Below are 15,296 nucleotides of genomic sequence, written 5' to 3'. Positions count from 1 at the left end.
GTCAGGCAATGCGATGAATATTTATTCAGAAAGCGAAGTCGACGCCGATCCGTACGGTTCGGGGGCGCAGGGGCGTATAATAATCGGTCTGAAGATCGAACGGGGTACCCAGCGAGAAGCGATTGCCGTTGCTGTCGAACAGGTTGGTGAGCGACAGCGAATATTGCACCGGCCCGCGCGTGACGCTGGCGGAGAGGCTGGTGTCGACATAGTCGCCCTGCGTCTGGCCCAGGATCGGGCCGACGCCGAGGCGCGATTTGCCGACATAACGGGCGGACCCCATCAGGTGCAGGTCCGTCTCCGTGGACAAGGGCGCACGATAGTCGAGGGCGAGCCGTCCGCCCAGATTGGCGACATTGGGCAGGCTGAGCGAGCGGCCCTGGTAGGACAGGGCCCGCACGAAGTCAGTCGGCTGGGTCAGGCGGCTGTCATTATAGATAGCGCTGGCATCCAGCGTGAGCGAGCGGATGGGGCGCAGGACGATGCGCCCCTCGACCGTGTAGATCCGTCCGTCACCGATATTGGCGGTGGTGGGCAGGCCGATCCGGTCGGTGACGTCGGCCTGAATATTGCGCCAGTCGGTATAGGCGACATTGGCGCTGGCGGCGAAGACATCGCGGCCCGGCACGCCCTTTCGCGCACCGATCTCCACGGTGGAGGCCCGGTCATTCTGGAAACGGCGGACGCGCTGGTCGTCGACGGCAAGGCCGCCGGGCCGGAAGCCCTGCTGGAAGCGGGCATAGAGGGTGACGTTGGGAATAGCGTCGGTCAGCAATGAGGCCGACGGCAGGAAGAAGGTTTCGCTGCGATTGGCCTGCGCTTCGGCGCGGGCGAGATCGCTGGAGGACAGCAAGGCGCCGGGATCGAGCGCTTCGCCCGACAGGCGGCTGTTGGTCAGGCGGCCGCCGAAGGTGGCGATGAGGCCCTTGACCGGTTCGAAAGAGGCTTCGCCGAACAGCGTGGCTTCCTTCACGCTGTTGCGCACGCCGGTCGCGGCGGCGGCGCGGCCCATGCCATAGAGGGGGACGCCCGGAATGATCGGCGGTTCGCTCGTCTGCGCGCCGAAGGAGGTGAGCGACCGGTCGAGGTCCGACGTGCTCTGGAGGTAGGAGGCACCCAATATCCAGCCCAGCCCATTGTCCAAATCGCGCACCAGCCGGTTTTCGGTGGAGAAGATGCTGACCTGATTACGCTGGCGGAACAGGGCCGGGGCGCTGCCGGGCTGGGTGGCATCGTAGCTTTCGGCCAGTGTGTGGCGGACATAGCCGGTCGAGGAAACGAAGTGGAGCGAATCCCACTGCCGTTCGATGCGGACATTGCCGAGCAGATAGTCGGCATAATAGGGCTGGGCGACCGAGGAGGCGCGCTTCAGGCGGCCGACGCTGCGGGTGGCATATTGGGCGTCTTCCCCGTCGATATGCTGGTAGACGCCGTTCAGGTCTATGGTCCAGTCCTCGTTCGGGGTGAAGCGCAGCGCGGTGCGTCCGCCATAGGTGCGCACCTGATTGACGTCGTCCTTGTCGCGGCTGACATCATCGATATAGCCGCCATCCTGCACGCCATAGCCGACCACGCGCAGCGCCAGCTTATCCGAGACGATCGGGATGTTGAGCGTGGCGGACAGGTCGCCGCCCGGATCGCCATGCTGGGTGGCGGAGGCGCCAGCGGACATCTGCCCGCCCCATTCGGTCATGTTGGGCGCATTGGGCATGATGCGGATGATGCCGCCCAGCGATCCGGCGCCGTAGAGCGTACCCTGTGGCCCCTCCAGCACTTCGACCCGGCCGATATCGTAAAGTTTCAGGTCCGGGTCCGGCGCGGCATAGTTGAGGCGCATGTCGCCCAGATATTGCCCGGTGGTCGCCTGTGTCGGACCGGCCAGCGCGGAGTCCGCGATCGCGCGGATGAACAGTTTGTTGCGGCCGGCGCCTGCATGGGTGGAACTGAGGCTGGCGACCCGTGCCAGCAAGGTGGCGCTGCCGCCTGCTGCCTCTGCGGCGGTGAAGATGCCGTCGCCCAAAGTCTCCACAACGCCGGCATAGCGGAGCAGGGGCACCTCCCGCTTGGAGGCGGTGACGATGATCGCGGCCTGCGGTTCTTCTTCAGGGGCGGCTGCGGGCAGAGCAACCGGCGTGGGAGCGGGAAGCGGTGCAGGGCGAGCGCGCACGATGCGCCAGCCATTGCCGCCGACCGGCTGTGCCTTTGTGTTAGTGCCCTTGAGCAGGCGCCGCAGCGCCGCGTCCGCCGACATGCGCCCCTTGACCTGCGGGGTGCGGATGCCAGCCAGCGACTGGTCCGACATGCCGATGCTGATGCCTGTCTGACGGCCAAGCGCTATCGCCGCCTCACCGAGCCTGCCGGGGGCGATATCGATATCCTGTCTGTCCGCCGCCAGAGCGGGTATGGGTGCCGCTGCGGCGAGGACGGTGACGATCAGGAGGTCAGATCTGCGGACCATCCCCTTCCTTAGCGGGCCCTTCCTTCAACAGCCAGCCATCGCCCTGACGGACGGCGGTCAGGCCCATGAGCGGCGCGGCCTGGGCAAAGAAGCGCGCCGGATCGCGATCCAGCCGGATAGTGCCGGTGAAGCGCATCGCCTGCGCGCCCGGCGCCGCGGTCAGCGTCACGCCCAGCGAGCGGCCGATATCCTGACTGATGTCGGCGATGGAGGCATTGGCATAGACCAGCCGCCCCTGTCGCCAACTGGCAACGGCGCCCGGTGCCACGTCCATCAGGCGCAGGCCCTGCGCATCGTCGGACAGGGCGCGACCAGCGGGCAGGGCGATCGCCTCCGTATCCGGATTATAGACGACCTTGCCTTCCGACACGCCGATATGGGTCGCGTCCCTGGTATGGACGATGTTGAAGACCGTACCAGCGTCCTCGAACACGGCATCGCCCACGGTCACGCGGAACGGATTGGCGACGTCATGCCGCACGGTGAAGGCGGCTTCGCCTGCGTCGAGCGCGGCGAAACGAGCATCCTTGCGATCGAAGCGCATGGTCGTGCCGCCGTTCAGTTCGACGCGCGTGCCATCATCCAGCGCAATGGTGCGGGTTTCGCCGGGACGGGTGGTGACGCTGTAAATGTCGCTGCGGTTGAGCAGGCCGACCGATATGACGCCGACCAATGCCGCCGCCACCGCGCCGCCTGCGATCCAGCGCAACGGGCGGCGAGGACCGCGATCATTGGCGGCCACCGGCATGATGACGGGTTCTTCCGGCACGATGCTGTCCAGATCGCTGTCTGCCGCCATCAGAGCGTCATAAGCGGGCGCATGTGCGGGATGCGCCTCCAGCCACAAGGTGAAGGCCTCCCAATCCTGAAATTCCGGGTCGCGGGTACGGATGACCCAACCCAGCGCCTCCTCGTTAATCATGGCTCCAGCCCTGTTCCTTTTTGCCCCTTGCTGACCCTGACGCCGCCAGCCCGCTCATTCCGTATCGATTTTCTGCTTGAGGAGCAGCATGGCACGATAGGCCTTTTGCAGATCCTTCTCCACCGTGGTCAGGCTGACGCCCAGTTCCTCCGCAATGACGCGCTGGCCCACCCCTTCGATCCGGAAGCGGCGGAACACCAGTTCCACCCGCGGCCCCAGATCGCGCAGCACGGCGCGCGCTTCGGTCAGCCGCTGGTTGAGGATCATGCGTTCGTCGACGGCGATATCCTCATTGGGATCGGCCATGACACCGCCAGCCCCCTCCGCCCAATCCTGTTCGCGCCGTTCGCGCCGACTGGACGACCGGTAGCGGTCGAGCATCAGGTTGTTCGCCATGCGATACAGATAGGGCAGGGGATCGATGACGGGGCCAAGATCCTTGGCCTCCAGCTTCATCCACATGTCCTGCAACAGATCTTCGGCGTCTTCCCCCGCGCCGCGTGCGCGCAGGAAGCGAAGCAGCGCCGCGCGGTTGGTCATGAAAATTGCGGAGAGGCCAGTGGCCATATGCCTGTGCGGGTCCGTTATGCTGTTCTGGGCGCTGCCATAGAGGGCCGGGCAGGGTCTTGGCAACGGCCAAGCTGTTTACCTGTGCGCGTGGCTGCTCTAGCGCTGGAGGAGAGGAACGACGAGGATGGCGATCGGCGCATGGTGGGAATGACGGACAGGGCAGCAGCGCAGGCGGCGGGAATGGACCCGGATCGACTGGATGCGCTGGTGGAATCCCTCGATCGCCGCTATCTGGCCAGCGGCAAGCTGCCCCATATGCAATTGCTGCTGTCGCGGGACGAGACGGTGTTGCTGTCCGGCGTGCGGGGGCAGGCGCGGGCCAATGGCGAACCGCTGCGCGAGGATGCGCTCTATCGCATCGCGTCGATGACCAAGCCGGTGACGTCGGTCGCTTTCATGATGCTGGTCGAAGCGGGGCTGGTCGCGCTGGATACGCCAGTGACGGATATCATTCCCGAATTTGCCGATCTGCGGGTCGGGCGGGCCAATCGGGCGCGGCTCAAGCGGCCCATGCTGATGATCGACCTGCTGCGCCACACATCAGGCCTGACCTATGGATTGCAGCGGCAGACGGCGATCGATGCGCGCTATCGCAAGTTGGGGCTGGACGAATTCCAGCAGCCGCGCACATCCAACCAGTTCGTTGCCGACCTTGCCACTCTGCCGCTGGAATTTTCGCCGGGCGAGCGCTGGAATTATTCGGTGTCGACCGATGTGCTGGGCGTGGTGGTGGAGCGGTTGACAGGGCTTGATCTGGAGACTGTGTTCCAGACCCGCATCTTCGGGCCGCTGCGAATGGTCGATACGACCTTCATGTTGCCGGACGAGAAGGCGGACCGGATGACCGACGCCTGGCGGCTGGACGAACGGCCGGGCAAGCCCACGGGGCTGAGCGTGGCCGATCTGGGCGCGCGCAGCGGGTGGCGGCGCAAGGGGCGGTTCCAGTCGGGCGGCGGCGGGCTGGTTTCCTGCGTGGCGGACTATCATCGGTTCGCCCGGATGCTGCTGCACGGTGGCGAACTGGATGGCGTGCGGCTGTTGCAGGCTGATACCGTGGCGCAGATGCGCATCAACCATTTGCCGGGCGGTGGCGATCTGGCCAGCATGTCCGGTGCGATGTTCAGCGAGGCCGATTATCAGGGTGTGGGCTTTGGTCTGGGCTTCGCCATGGATATGGCTTTGCAGGAATATTATTGGGGTGGCGTCTTTTCGACCTATTTCTGGATCGATCCGGTCGAGCGGCTGATCGGCATCTTCATGACCCAGCATCTGCCATCCAGCACCTATCCGGTGCGGGCCGAATTGCGGGCGGGGGTGCGCGGGGCGCTGCTACGCCGAAATGGATGAATAATGGTTTAGGAAACTGGCTGAAATCAGCCGATATTTCTTGCTGCGGTGCAAAAATGCCGATGGCGCGGGGCAAGGGGCTGTGTCATCATCCTGTTCGACTCAGCAGGGGGACCAGCGCCGATGAACCTCAAGGGCCAGACCGAACTTCCCAAACCCGCACCGCGGCAATTCACCCCGGAAGTCCTAGCTCATGAGATTGTCGAGCGGCTGACCTATCGCATCGGCAAGAATGCGGCGGCGGCCAAGCCGCATGACTGGCTGCATGCCGTGATCCTTTCCATCCGCGACCGGGTGATCGACGCATGGATCACCTCCACCCAGAAAACCTATGAGGAAGAAGGGCGGCGGGTCTATTATCTGAGCCTTGAATTCCTGATTGGCCGGCTGATGCGCGATGCCGCGTCCAACATGGAAATGCTGGACGATGTGCAGGCGGCGCTCGATTCGCTGGGCGTTGATATCGACATCATTGCCGCGCTGGAGCCGGATGCGGCGCTGGGCAATGGCGGCCTCGGGCGCCTCGCCGCCTGCTTCATGGAAAGCATGGCGACGGTCGACGTGCCCGCCTATGGCTATGGCATCCGTTATGTGAACGGCATGTTCCGGCAGGAGATCAGCGACGGCTGGCAGGTGGAACTGCCGGAAAACTGGCTGGCGCATGGCAATCCCTGGGAATTCGAGCGGCGCGAGGCGAGTTACGAAGTCGGGTTCGGCGGACGGGTCGACCCGGCCGAGGGCGAGGATGCCGGGCCGCACCAGATGCGCTGGCGCGCGGCGGAGCGGGTGATCGCCACCCCCTATGACACGCCGATCGCGGGCTGGCGCGGCAAGCGGGTCAATACGCTGCGCCTGTGGGAAGCGCAGCCGATCGACCCGATCCTGCTCGACAAGTTCAATGCCGGCGACCATCTGGGCGCGCTGTCCGAAAGCAACCGGGCCGAAGCGCTGACGCGGGTGCTCTATCCCGCCGACTCCTCGCCCGCCGGGCAGGAATTGCGGTTGCGGCAGGAATATTTCTTCTCCTCAGCCTCGTTGCAGGACATTGTCCGTCGCCACATCCAATATTTCGGCGATATCCGCACTTTGGCGGAAAAGGCGGCGATCCAGCTCAATGACACGCATCCGGCAGTGTCGGTGGCGGAATTGCTGCGCATCCTGGTCGATGATCATGGCGTGGATTTCAGCGAAGCCTGGGACATTACCCGCAAGACGTTCAGCTATACCAACCACACGCTGTTGCCCGAGGCATTGGAAAGCTGGCCGGTGCCTTTGTTCGAGCGGTTGCTGCCCCGGCATATGCAGATCGTCTATGCGATCAACAGCCGCCTGCTGGGCGAGGCGCGCAAGTCCGGCCAGTTCACCGACGAGGCGATCGGCACGATATCGCTGATCGACGAGGGCGGCGAACGGCGGGTGCGGATGGGCAATCTGGCCTTTGCCGGATCGCACAGCGTCAATGGCGTGTCAGCGCTGCACACCGACCTGATGAAGGTCACGGTCTTTGCCGACCTGCACAAGCTGTATCCGGCGCGGATCAACAACAAGACCAACGGCGTCACCTTCCGCCGCTGGCTGATGCAGTGCAATCCGGGGCTGACCGGGCTGATCCGTGAGGCGATCGGCGACCGGTTCATGGACGATCCCGAGGCGCTACGCGAACTGGACGGTTTTGCCGACGACAGCGCGTTTCAGGAGAAATTTCTGGCGGTGAAGCGCGCCAACAAGGGTGCTCTGTCCGATCTGCTGCGGTCGCGCGTCAATGCGCGGATCGATCCGGCGGCGCTGTTCGATATCCAGATCAAGCGCATCCATGAATATAAGCGGCAATTGCTGAACATTGTCGAGGCGGTGTCGCTCTATGACCAGATCCGGTCGCATCCCGAAAAGGACTGGGTGCCGCGCGTCAAGCTGTTCGGCGGGAAGGCGGCGCCGAGCTATCATAATGCCAAACTGATCATCAAGCTGGCGGGTGACGTTGCCCGTGCGGTCAATCATGACCCAGCGGTGCAGGGGCTGCTGAAACTGCAATTCGTGCCCAATTATAATGTGTCGATGGCGGAGATGATGATCCCGGCCGCTGATCTGTCCGAACAGATTTCGACCGCGGGCATGGAAGCGTCCGGCACCGGCAACATGAAGTTCGCCGTCAACGGCGCGCTGACGATCGGCACGCTGGACGGCGCCAATGTCGAAATGCGCGACCATGTGGGCGAAGAGAATATCGTGATCTTCGGGCTGACCGCGCAGGAGGTGAATGACGAGCGGGCTGGCGGCTATAATCCGCGTGACGTGATCGGCCGCAGCCGCGAACTGGGGCAGGCGCTCGACGCGATTGCCAGCGGTGTCTTTTCGCCGGACGATCCGGATCGCTACAAGGGGCTGGTGCAGGGCATTTACGACCATGACTGGTTCATGGTCGCGGCCGATTTCGACAGCTATTCGGCTGCCCAGCGCAAGGTCGATGCACTGTGGCTGGACCAGAGCGTCTGGGCGAAGAAGGCGATCCACAATGTCGCGCGCATGGGATGGTTCTCGTCCGATCGCACGATCCGCGAATATGCGACCGATATCTGGAAGATGCCGACATGATCGCCAGCATTGCCGGAGTGGATGGATAGGTGCTGACGCGCGAGCAGATCGATCTGCTGGTGCAGGGGCAGGATGATGATCCTTTCGGCACGCTTGGCGTTCATCCGGCCGCGGAGGGCGGATTTACCGCCTGCGTTCTGTTGCCAGAAGCGATCGCTGTCGAGGCGCAGACGCTGGCGGGCAAGGCCGTCGGTACGCTGGAGCGGGTGCATCCCGATGGGCTGTTTCATGGCAAGGTCACGATCCGCAAGCGCCAGCCGCTGCGCTATGTCGCCACCTATGGTGATGGCGGCGGCTATGATCTGATCGATCCCTATGGCTTTGGTCCCGTCCTGGGGCCGATGGACGATCATTATTTTTCCGAAGGATCGCATGGCCGGCTGTTCGACAAGCTGGGCGCCCATATTATCGATCATGAAGGGGCGACCGGCACGCATTTCGCGGTCTGGGCGCCCAATGCCCGGCGGGTGTCGGTGGTCGGCGATTTCAATCGCTGGGACGGGCGGCGCGGGATGATGCGCCATCGCGCCGATGCGGGCGTATGGGAGATTTTCCTGCCCGACGTGGGACCGGGCAGCGCCTATAAATATGAGATTGTCGGTGCGGACGGGGTGACATTGCCACTGAAGGCCGATCCCTTTGCCTTCCAGAGTGAATTGCGGCCGTCCACAGCGTCGATCGTGGCGACGCCGCAGGACCATATATGGGGGGATGCGCGGCACCGCGAACATTGGCGGACCAGCGATGCGCGGCGCCAGCCTGTGTCCATCTATGAAGTGCATGCCGGTTCCTGGCAGCGCAACGACGACGGCGATTTCCTGACCTGGGATGAACTGGCCAACCGGCTGATCCCCTATGTGGTCGGCATGGGCTTTACCCATATCGAATTCCTGCCGATCAGCGAATATCCCTATGACCCGAGCTGGGGTTATCAGACGCTGGGCCTCTATGCGCCGACGGCGCGGTTCGGCGATCCGGCGGGCTTTGCGCGCTTCGTGGACGGGGCGCACCGGGCCGGGGTGGGGGTGATACTGGATTGGGTGCCGGCGCATTTCCCGACCGACGAACATGGGCTGGCCCATTTCGACGGCACGGCGCTGTACGAACATGCCGATCCGCGCAAGGGGTTCCACCCCGACTGGAACACCGCCATCTATAATTTCGGGCGGCGCGAGGTGGCGCAATATCTGGTCAATAATGCGCTGTTCTGGGCCGAGCGCTATCATGTCGACGGGCTGCGCGTGGATGCGGTGGCGTCGATGCTCTATCTCGATTATTCGCGAAAGCCCGGCGAATGGGTGCCCAACGATCATGGCGGGCGGGAGAATGTGGAGGCGGTCGCCTTCCTCCAGCAGATGAACAAGGCGCTGTACGGCAATCATCCCGGCGTCATGACCATTGCCGAGGAATCGACGAGCTGGCCCGGCGTGTCGCAGCCGGTGCATAGCGGCGGGCTGGGCTTCGGCTTCAAATGGAATATGGGCTTCATGCACGACACGCTGCGCTATCTGGCGCGCGATCCGGTGCACCGCGCGCATCATCATGACGACATCACCTTTGGCCTGATGTACGCCTTTAGCGAGAATTTCGTGCTGGCGCTGAGCCATGACGAGGTGGTGCATGGCAAGGCATCGCTGCTGCACAAGATGGCCGGGGACGACTGGCAGAAATTCGCGACTCTTCGGGCCTATTATGGGCTCATGTGGGGTTATCCGGGCAAGAAGCTGTTGTTCATGGGGCAGGAATTTGCCCAGCGGGACGAGTGGAACGAGGATCGCGCGCTCGACTGGCAATTGCTGGACCATGGACCGCATCTGGGGGTGCAGCAGCTGGTTGGCGACCTCAACCATCTCTATCGCAGCCGGGCGGCGCTGCATGCGCGCGATTGCGAGGGCGAAGGGTTCGAATGGGTGCTGGTCGACGGCGCGGCGGATTCCGTCTTCGCCTGGCAGCGTCGTGCACCCGGTGCCCGGCCGATCGTCATCATCAGCCATTTTACGCCGGTTCTGCGTCATGGATACCGGATGCGGCTGCCTTCGGGCGGGCGCTGGCGCGAGATATTGAACAGCGATGCCAGCGTCTATGGCGGCAGCGGCGCGGGCAATATGGGCATGGTGGAAGCCGATGAGGAAGGGTGGGCGAATATTACCATCCCGCCCTTCGCAACCTTGATGCTGGAACTGGATTATTGATTACCGACGGGGCGCGTGCAGGCGAAACGCGGGCAAAGTGAGGAGAGGCCCAGTAGTGCAGACCAAATATCAGCCGATCGCGCGCGATGCCATGGCCTATGTCCTGGCGGGAGGGCGCGGCAGCCGCCTGTCGGAACTGACGGACAAGCGCGCCAAGCCCGCCGTGCATTTTGGCGGCAAGGCGCGGATCATCGATTTTGCCCTGTCCAATGCGCTGAACAGCGGCATCCGCCGCATCGGCGTGGCGACGCAATATAAGGCGCATTCGCTGATCCGCCATTTGCAGCGCGGCTGGAATTTCCTGCGGCCCGAACGCAACGAGAGTTTCGATATCCTGCCCGCGAGCCAGCGTATTTCCGAAAGCCAGTGGTATGAAGGCACGGCCGACGCCGTGTTCCAGAATATCGACATCATCGAAAGCTATGCGCCGGAATATATGGTCATTCTGGCGGGCGACCATGTGTACAAGATGGATTATGAACTGATGCTCCAGCAGCATGTGGACAGCGGCGCGGACGTGACCGTGGGCTGTCTGGAAGTGCCGCGTAAGGAAGCGGTGGGCTTTGGCGTGATGCATGTCGATGAAGCGGACGTCATCACCGCCTTCGTCGAAAAGCCCAAGAACCCGCCGGCCATACCGGGTCAGCCCGACATGGCGCTGGCGTCGATGGGCATTTATGTGTTCCGCACCCGCTTCCTGATCGAGCAATTGCTGCGCGATGCGGATGATCCGACCAGCAAGCGCGATTTTGGCGGGGATATCATCCCCTATATCGTCAAGCATGGCAAAGCGGTGGCGCATCGCTTTTCGAGCAGCTGCGTGCGGGCCGAAAGCGAGCTGGTGCCCTATTGGCGCGATGTCGGCACGATCGATGCCTATTGGCAGGCGAATATCGACCTGACCGATGTGGTGCCGAGCCTTGACCTGTATGACCGTAGCTGGCCGCTCTGGACCTATTCGGAGGTCACGCCGCCGGCCAAGTTCGTGCATAATGAGGATGGCCGGCGCGGATCGGCGACATCCTCTCTGGTGGCGGGCGGCTGTATCGTGTCGGGGTCTTCGCTGCATCGCAGCCTGCTCTTTTCGGGTGTGCGCACGCACAGCTTTTCGTCCGTTACGGAAAGCGTGATCATGCCCAATTGCGAGATCGGGCGCGGCGCACGGCTGCATAAATGCGTGGTGGATTCGGGCATCATCATCCCGTCGGGCCTGATCATCGGCGAAAATCCAGACCATGATGCACAGCGTTTCCGTCGCACCGAAAGTGGCATCTGTCTGGTGACGCAGGCGATGATCGATCGGCTGGCGGCCTGACCCGACCCATGACGATCAAGCTGCTGTCGGTCGCGTCCGAAATCTATCCGCTGATCAAGACCGGGGGGCTGGCCGATGTGGCCGGGGCGCTGCCGGGTGCGCTGGCCGGGCAGGGCGTGGCGGCAAGGACATTGGTGCCGGGCTATCCCGCCGTCATGGCAAAGCTGGGCAAGACGAAGGTCGTGCGCCGCTATGACGATCTGTTCGGGGCGTCGGCCACGGTGCTGGCGGGGGAGGTCGACGGGCTGGACTTGCTGGTGCTGGATGCGCCGGAATATTTTACGCGCGAGGGTGGCCCCTATGGCGATCATGGCGGCAATGACTGGGCCGATAACTGGCGCCGTTTCGCCGCGCTGTCACGGGTGGGCGCGGACATAGCCGAAGGCGCGTTGAAGGGATGGCGCCCCGATATCGTCCATGTGCATGACTGGCAGGCGGCGATGACCGCCGCCTATATGCGCTTTGGCCCGGCGGCGTCGGTGCCCAAGGTGGTGACGATCCATAATCTGGCCTTTCAGGGGCGGTTTTCGGCGGACATCTTCCCCCGGCTGGGGCTGCCGCCCGAAGCCTGGGGCGTGGATGGTGTCGAATATTATGGGGGCATCGGCTATCTGAAGGCGGGTCTGGTGTCGGCCGAGGCGATCACCACGGTCAGCCCGACCTATGCGCAGGAAATCCGGTCTTCGGTGCATGGCATGGGACTGGATGGGCTGATCAACGGGCGGGTCGACCGGCTGCACGGAATATTGAACGGCGTCGATACCGATATCTGGAACCCGGCGGCCGATCCATTGATCGCCAGGCCCTATAGCGCGCGGGCGCTGGCGGCACGGGCGGTGAACCGGCGGGCGCTGGAGCGGCGGTTCGATCTGGATGCCGATGATGCGCCGATCTTCATCATCGTGAGCCGCCTGACCTGGCAGAAGGGCATGGACCTGATGGTCGAGGCGCTGGATCATCTGGTTGCCGCTGGTGCGAAATTGGCGGTGCTGGGATCGGGCGACCATCCGCTGGAAGGCGCGTTGCTGGGCGCGGCGGACCGGCATCGCGGACGGATCGGCGTGCAGATCGGCTATGACGAGCCGCTGTCGCATCTGTTGCAGGCGGGCGGGGACGCGATCCTGATCCCGTCCCGTTTCGAACCGTGCGGCCTGACTCAGCTTTATGGTCTGCGCTATGGCTGTGTGCCGGTGGTGGCACGGGTTGGCGGGCTGGCCGATACGGTGATCGACGCCAATGAGGCGGCGGTGGCGGCCGGGGCGGCGACCGGGCTGGTCTTCACCCCGTCCGATCCGCTGGCGCTGCACGGGGCGATCAACCGGGCGGTGGACCTGTATCGCGACAAGGCGGCCTGGCAGGCGATGCAGCGCGCGGGGATGCGCGCGGATGTGAGCTGGACGCACAGCGCGGCCCGCTACGCCGCGCTTTATCGATCGCTGATCGCGGAGGCGGCGTGACATTGGGGCCGGTGGTCAGTGAGGGCGGGACGCGCTTTTCGGTCTGGTCGCCCGATGCGACGCAGCTATGGCTTTGTCTGTTCGACGCGGCGGGGCGCGAAAACCGCCTGCCGATGCTGCGGGACAGTGATGGGTGCTGGCATCTGGAAGTGGCGGGGGCGGGCGTGGGGACGCGCTATGGGCTGCGCGCCGATGGCCCCTATGATCCTGCGTCGGGCCTATGGTTCGATCCCGACAAGTTGCTGATCGATCCCTATGCGCAGGCGATCGACCGGCCGTTCCGCTATGATCCTGCGCTGGCCGCGCCGCGCGGGCAAGGGTGCGATACCGCCGCGCTGATGCCCAGAGGCATAGTGACGGCGACTTTGCCGCCGGTGGAGGCCGCGCCGCCGTGCTTCTATCCGGGGGGGCTGATCTATGAAGTGCAGGTGCGTGGCTTCACCATGCTGCACCCGGATGTGCCGGAGGCGCAGCGCGGGACGATCGCTGCGCTGGCCCATCCATCGGTGATCGCGCATTTGAAGCGGCTGCATGTCTCGGCGATCGAACTGATGCCGATCAATGCCTGGATCGATGAACGGCATCTGGGGCCGCTGGGGCTGAGCAACGCCTGGGGCTATAATCCGGTCAATTATTTCGCGCTGGACCCGCGTCTGGCGCCCGGCGGGCTGGCGGAGTTGCGGACGACGGTCGCGGCGCTGCACGATGCCGGGATCGGCGTGATACTGGACATGGTCTATAATCATGACGGGGAAAGCGACGCGCTGGGGCCGACGCTGTCGCTGCGCGGGCTGGATGCGCGCAGCTATTTTCGGCACGAGCCGGACGGACGGCTGATCAATGATACGGGGACAGGCAATAGCATCGCCTGCAATCATGTGGTGGTGCGTCGCCTGATCCTGGATTCGCTACGGCATTTCGTGACGCAGGCCGGGGTGGATGGCTTCCGCTTCGATCTGGGGCCGGCGCTGGGGCGGATGGCGGACGGTTTCGATCCGGCCGCGCCGCTGTTGCAGGAGATGCGGGCCGATCCCGTGCTGGCGGACCGGATCATGATCGCCGAGCCATGGGATATCGGGCCGGGCGGCTATCAGCTCGGGCGGTTCGGCGACGGCTGGCTGGAATGGAATGACCGCTATCGGGACGATATGCGGCGCTTCTGGCGCGGGGGCGCGGGGACGATCGGCGCGCTGGCCACGCGATTGACCGGATCGTCGGACATATTCGGCGCCGGGGTGAGCCGCAGCGTCAATTTTCTGGCGGCGCATGATGGCTTTACGCTGGCCGACCTGACGGCCTTTGAGCAGCGGCATAATCATGCCAATGGCGAAGATAATCGCGATGGCCATGGCGAGAATTTTAGCTGGAATGGAGGTGTCGAGGGGGCGAGCGACGATGTGGCGGTGCTGGCGGGGCGGCAGCGCGATGTTATGGCGTTGCTCTCCACGCTCTTCTGTTCGCGCGGGGCGATCATGCTGACGGCGGGGGACGAGTTTGGGCGGAGCCAACAGGGCAATAATAATGCCTATGCGCAGGATAATGCGATTAGCTGGATCGATTGGGAAGGGCGCGACCGGGCGTTGGAGGCGCATAGCTTCGCCCTTGCTGCGTTGCGGGCGGAGGCGCCGGAATTGCGCGATATTGCCATGTTGAAGGACGGTGATGTCGACTGGCTGGATGAAGCGGGGCAGCCGATGCGCATCGGGCAGTGGGAAGAGCCGGGGCGGCGTCGGCTGTCGTTGCGCTATCGGGAGAGCGGGCTGACGCTATGCGTGAATGGCGATGGCGCGCCTTGTCTCTTTCACCTGCCCGACGGCGATGTTCTGGAAGTGGCAGCGCGATCGATCGGGATCAGGCGACCGGAACGCTGAACAGCTCTGGCCGTCGCAGCCGCAGTGCCATCAGCAGGATGGCGAGTTTCCCATCATTGATCTGTTTCTGGGCGAACATCGTCCATAGCTGGTCCAGTGGCAGTTCATGGACGGTGATATTTTCCTGCTCTTCGTCCAGCCCGCCGCCTGCGGCGATGCGGTCGCCGGCGCTATATTCCGCGAGGAAATAGTCGATCTTTTCGGTGACGACGCTGGGGATGCTCCAGATCTGGCCGAGATGGATCATGTCGCCCAGTTGCACGCCCGCTTCCTCCAGCGCTTCGCGCCGGGCGCAGTCGGCCGGTTCATCCTCCAATATGCCGGCGATCGCCTCCATCATGTCGGGCAGGCCCGCGAGCATGACGGGCGTGCGCGGCATCGATACGGTGAGGGCCATGCGGCGCTCCGCATCATAGGGCAGCACCGCGACCGCGCGGTTCATTTCTACCACATGGCGTTCGAACAGATCGCCATTGGCGGCGCACATGTCGACCATCAACAGGTTGAGCCAGCCCTGATAAAGGGGCCGGGTGGTGAGGATGACGGTCATGAGGAACCTCCGCTGTTCCTAC

Annotated in this window: 10 protein-coding genes; 6 read left to right on the top strand and 4 right to left on the bottom strand. The window is 64.0% G+C overall.

All coding sequences use genetic code 11. The features are described 5' to 3' along the window. Positions 1 to 25: 25 nt before the first annotated feature. The 3 genes from BMY84_RS17175 to BMY84_RS17165 are packed head-to-tail and all read right to left on the bottom strand — an operon-like array spanning position 26 to position 3,947. Positions 26 to 2,458: a TonB-dependent receptor domain-containing protein gene (locus tag BMY84_RS17175; protein ID WP_093084995.1), complete on the bottom strand. Its 2,433-nt coding sequence runs from the start codon at positions 2,456 to 2,458 to the stop codon at positions 26 to 28. After that, entirely contained in the window at positions 2,442 to 3,380 is a 939-nt protein-coding gene (locus BMY84_RS17170; RefSeq protein ID WP_093084993.1) for a FecR family protein, read from the bottom strand. The genes BMY84_RS17175 and BMY84_RS17170 overlap by 17 nt, the downstream gene beginning before the upstream one ends. A 54-nt stretch (positions 3,381 to 3,434) precedes the next feature. Then, the gene (locus BMY84_RS17165; protein WP_093084992.1) at positions 3,435 to 3,947 is read right to left on the bottom strand and encodes a sigma-70 family RNA polymerase sigma factor; all 513 of its coding nucleotides are present in this window, start codon (positions 3,945 to 3,947) and stop codon (positions 3,435 to 3,437) included. 141 nt (positions 3,948 to 4,088) lie between these two features. Here BMY84_RS17165 and BMY84_RS17160 point away from each other — a divergent pair, with 141 nt between their 5' ends. The 6 genes from BMY84_RS17160 (at position 4,089) to glgX (ending at position 14,724) form a co-directional block, all read left to right on the top strand. Continuing rightward, complete coding sequence (locus tag BMY84_RS17160; RefSeq protein ID WP_093084990.1) at positions 4,089 to 5,297, top strand: serine hydrolase domain-containing protein; 1,209 nt, start codon at positions 4,089 to 4,091, stop codon at positions 5,295 to 5,297. 123 nt (positions 5,298 to 5,420) lie between these two features. Next, the gene (locus BMY84_RS17155) at positions 5,421 to 7,889 is read left to right on the top strand and encodes a glycogen/starch/alpha-glucan phosphorylase (RefSeq protein WP_093084989.1); all 2,469 of its coding nucleotides are present in this window, start codon (positions 5,421 to 5,423) and stop codon (positions 7,887 to 7,889) included. Positions 7,890 to 7,918: 29 nt separating this feature from the next. Continuing rightward, a complete protein-coding gene (gene glgB / locus BMY84_RS17150; RefSeq protein ID WP_093084987.1) occupies positions 7,919 to 10,081 on the top strand; it encodes a 1,4-alpha-glucan branching protein GlgB in 2,163 nt (720 codons plus the stop codon). A gap of 55 nt (positions 10,082 to 10,136) precedes the next feature. After that, positions 10,137 to 11,396 (top strand): glucose-1-phosphate adenylyltransferase, encoded by a 1,260-nt coding sequence (glgC, locus tag BMY84_RS17145; protein WP_093084986.1) that lies wholly within the window; start codon positions 10,137 to 10,139, stop codon positions 11,394 to 11,396. A gap of 8 nt (positions 11,397 to 11,404) precedes the next feature. After that, positions 11,405 to 12,853: a glycogen synthase GlgA gene (glgA, locus tag BMY84_RS17140; protein ID WP_093084984.1), complete on the top strand. Its 1,449-nt coding sequence runs from the start codon at positions 11,405 to 11,407 to the stop codon at positions 12,851 to 12,853. Beyond that, a complete protein-coding gene (gene glgX / locus BMY84_RS17135; RefSeq protein ID WP_093084983.1) occupies positions 12,850 to 14,724 on the top strand; it encodes a glycogen debranching protein GlgX in 1,875 nt (624 codons plus the stop codon). The genes glgA and glgX overlap by 4 nt, the downstream gene beginning before the upstream one ends. Here the strand turns inward: glgX and BMY84_RS17130 are convergent. Then, positions 14,705 to 15,274, bottom strand: coding sequence for an NUDIX domain-containing protein (locus BMY84_RS17130; protein WP_093084981.1), 570 nt, complete (start codon positions 15,272 to 15,274; stop codon positions 14,705 to 14,707). The two genes, glgX and BMY84_RS17130, sit on opposite strands and share 20 nt — an antisense overlap. Positions 15,275 to 15,296: the final 22 nt, after the last annotated feature.

Source organism: Sphingobium sp. AP50, assembly GCF_900109095.1.
In the GTDB taxonomy this organism is placed as follows: Bacteria; Pseudomonadota; Alphaproteobacteria; order Sphingomonadales; family Sphingomonadaceae; genus Sphingobium.
This window is presented reverse-complemented; position numbering and strand designations above follow the sequence as displayed.

What these genes read in the sequence shown, in the direction of transcription:
- BMY84_RS17175 (WP_093084995.1), bottom strand. Translation starts at nt 2,458, where the DNA reads ATGGTCCGCAGATCTGACCTCCTGATCGTCACCGTCCTCGCCGCAGCG.
- BMY84_RS17170 (WP_093084993.1), bottom strand. Translation starts at nt 3,380, where the DNA reads ATGATTAACGAGGAGGCGCTGGGTTGGGTCATCCGTACCCGCGACCCG.
- BMY84_RS17165 (WP_093084992.1), bottom strand. Translation starts at nt 3,947, where the DNA reads ATGGCCACTGGCCTCTCCGCAATTTTCATGACCAACCGCGCGGCGCTG.
- BMY84_RS17160 (WP_093084990.1), top strand. Translation starts at nt 4,089, where the DNA reads ATGGTGGGAATGACGGACAGGGCAGCAGCGCAGGCGGCGGGAATGGAC.
- BMY84_RS17155 (WP_093084989.1), top strand. Translation starts at nt 5,421, where the DNA reads ATGAACCTCAAGGGCCAGACCGAACTTCCCAAACCCGCACCGCGGCAA.
- glgA (WP_093084984.1), top strand. Translation starts at nt 11,405, where the DNA reads ATGACGATCAAGCTGCTGTCGGTCGCGTCCGAAATCTATCCGCTGATC.
- BMY84_RS17130 (WP_093084981.1), bottom strand. Translation starts at nt 15,274, where the DNA reads ATGACCGTCATCCTCACCACCCGGCCCCTTTATCAGGGCTGGCTCAAC.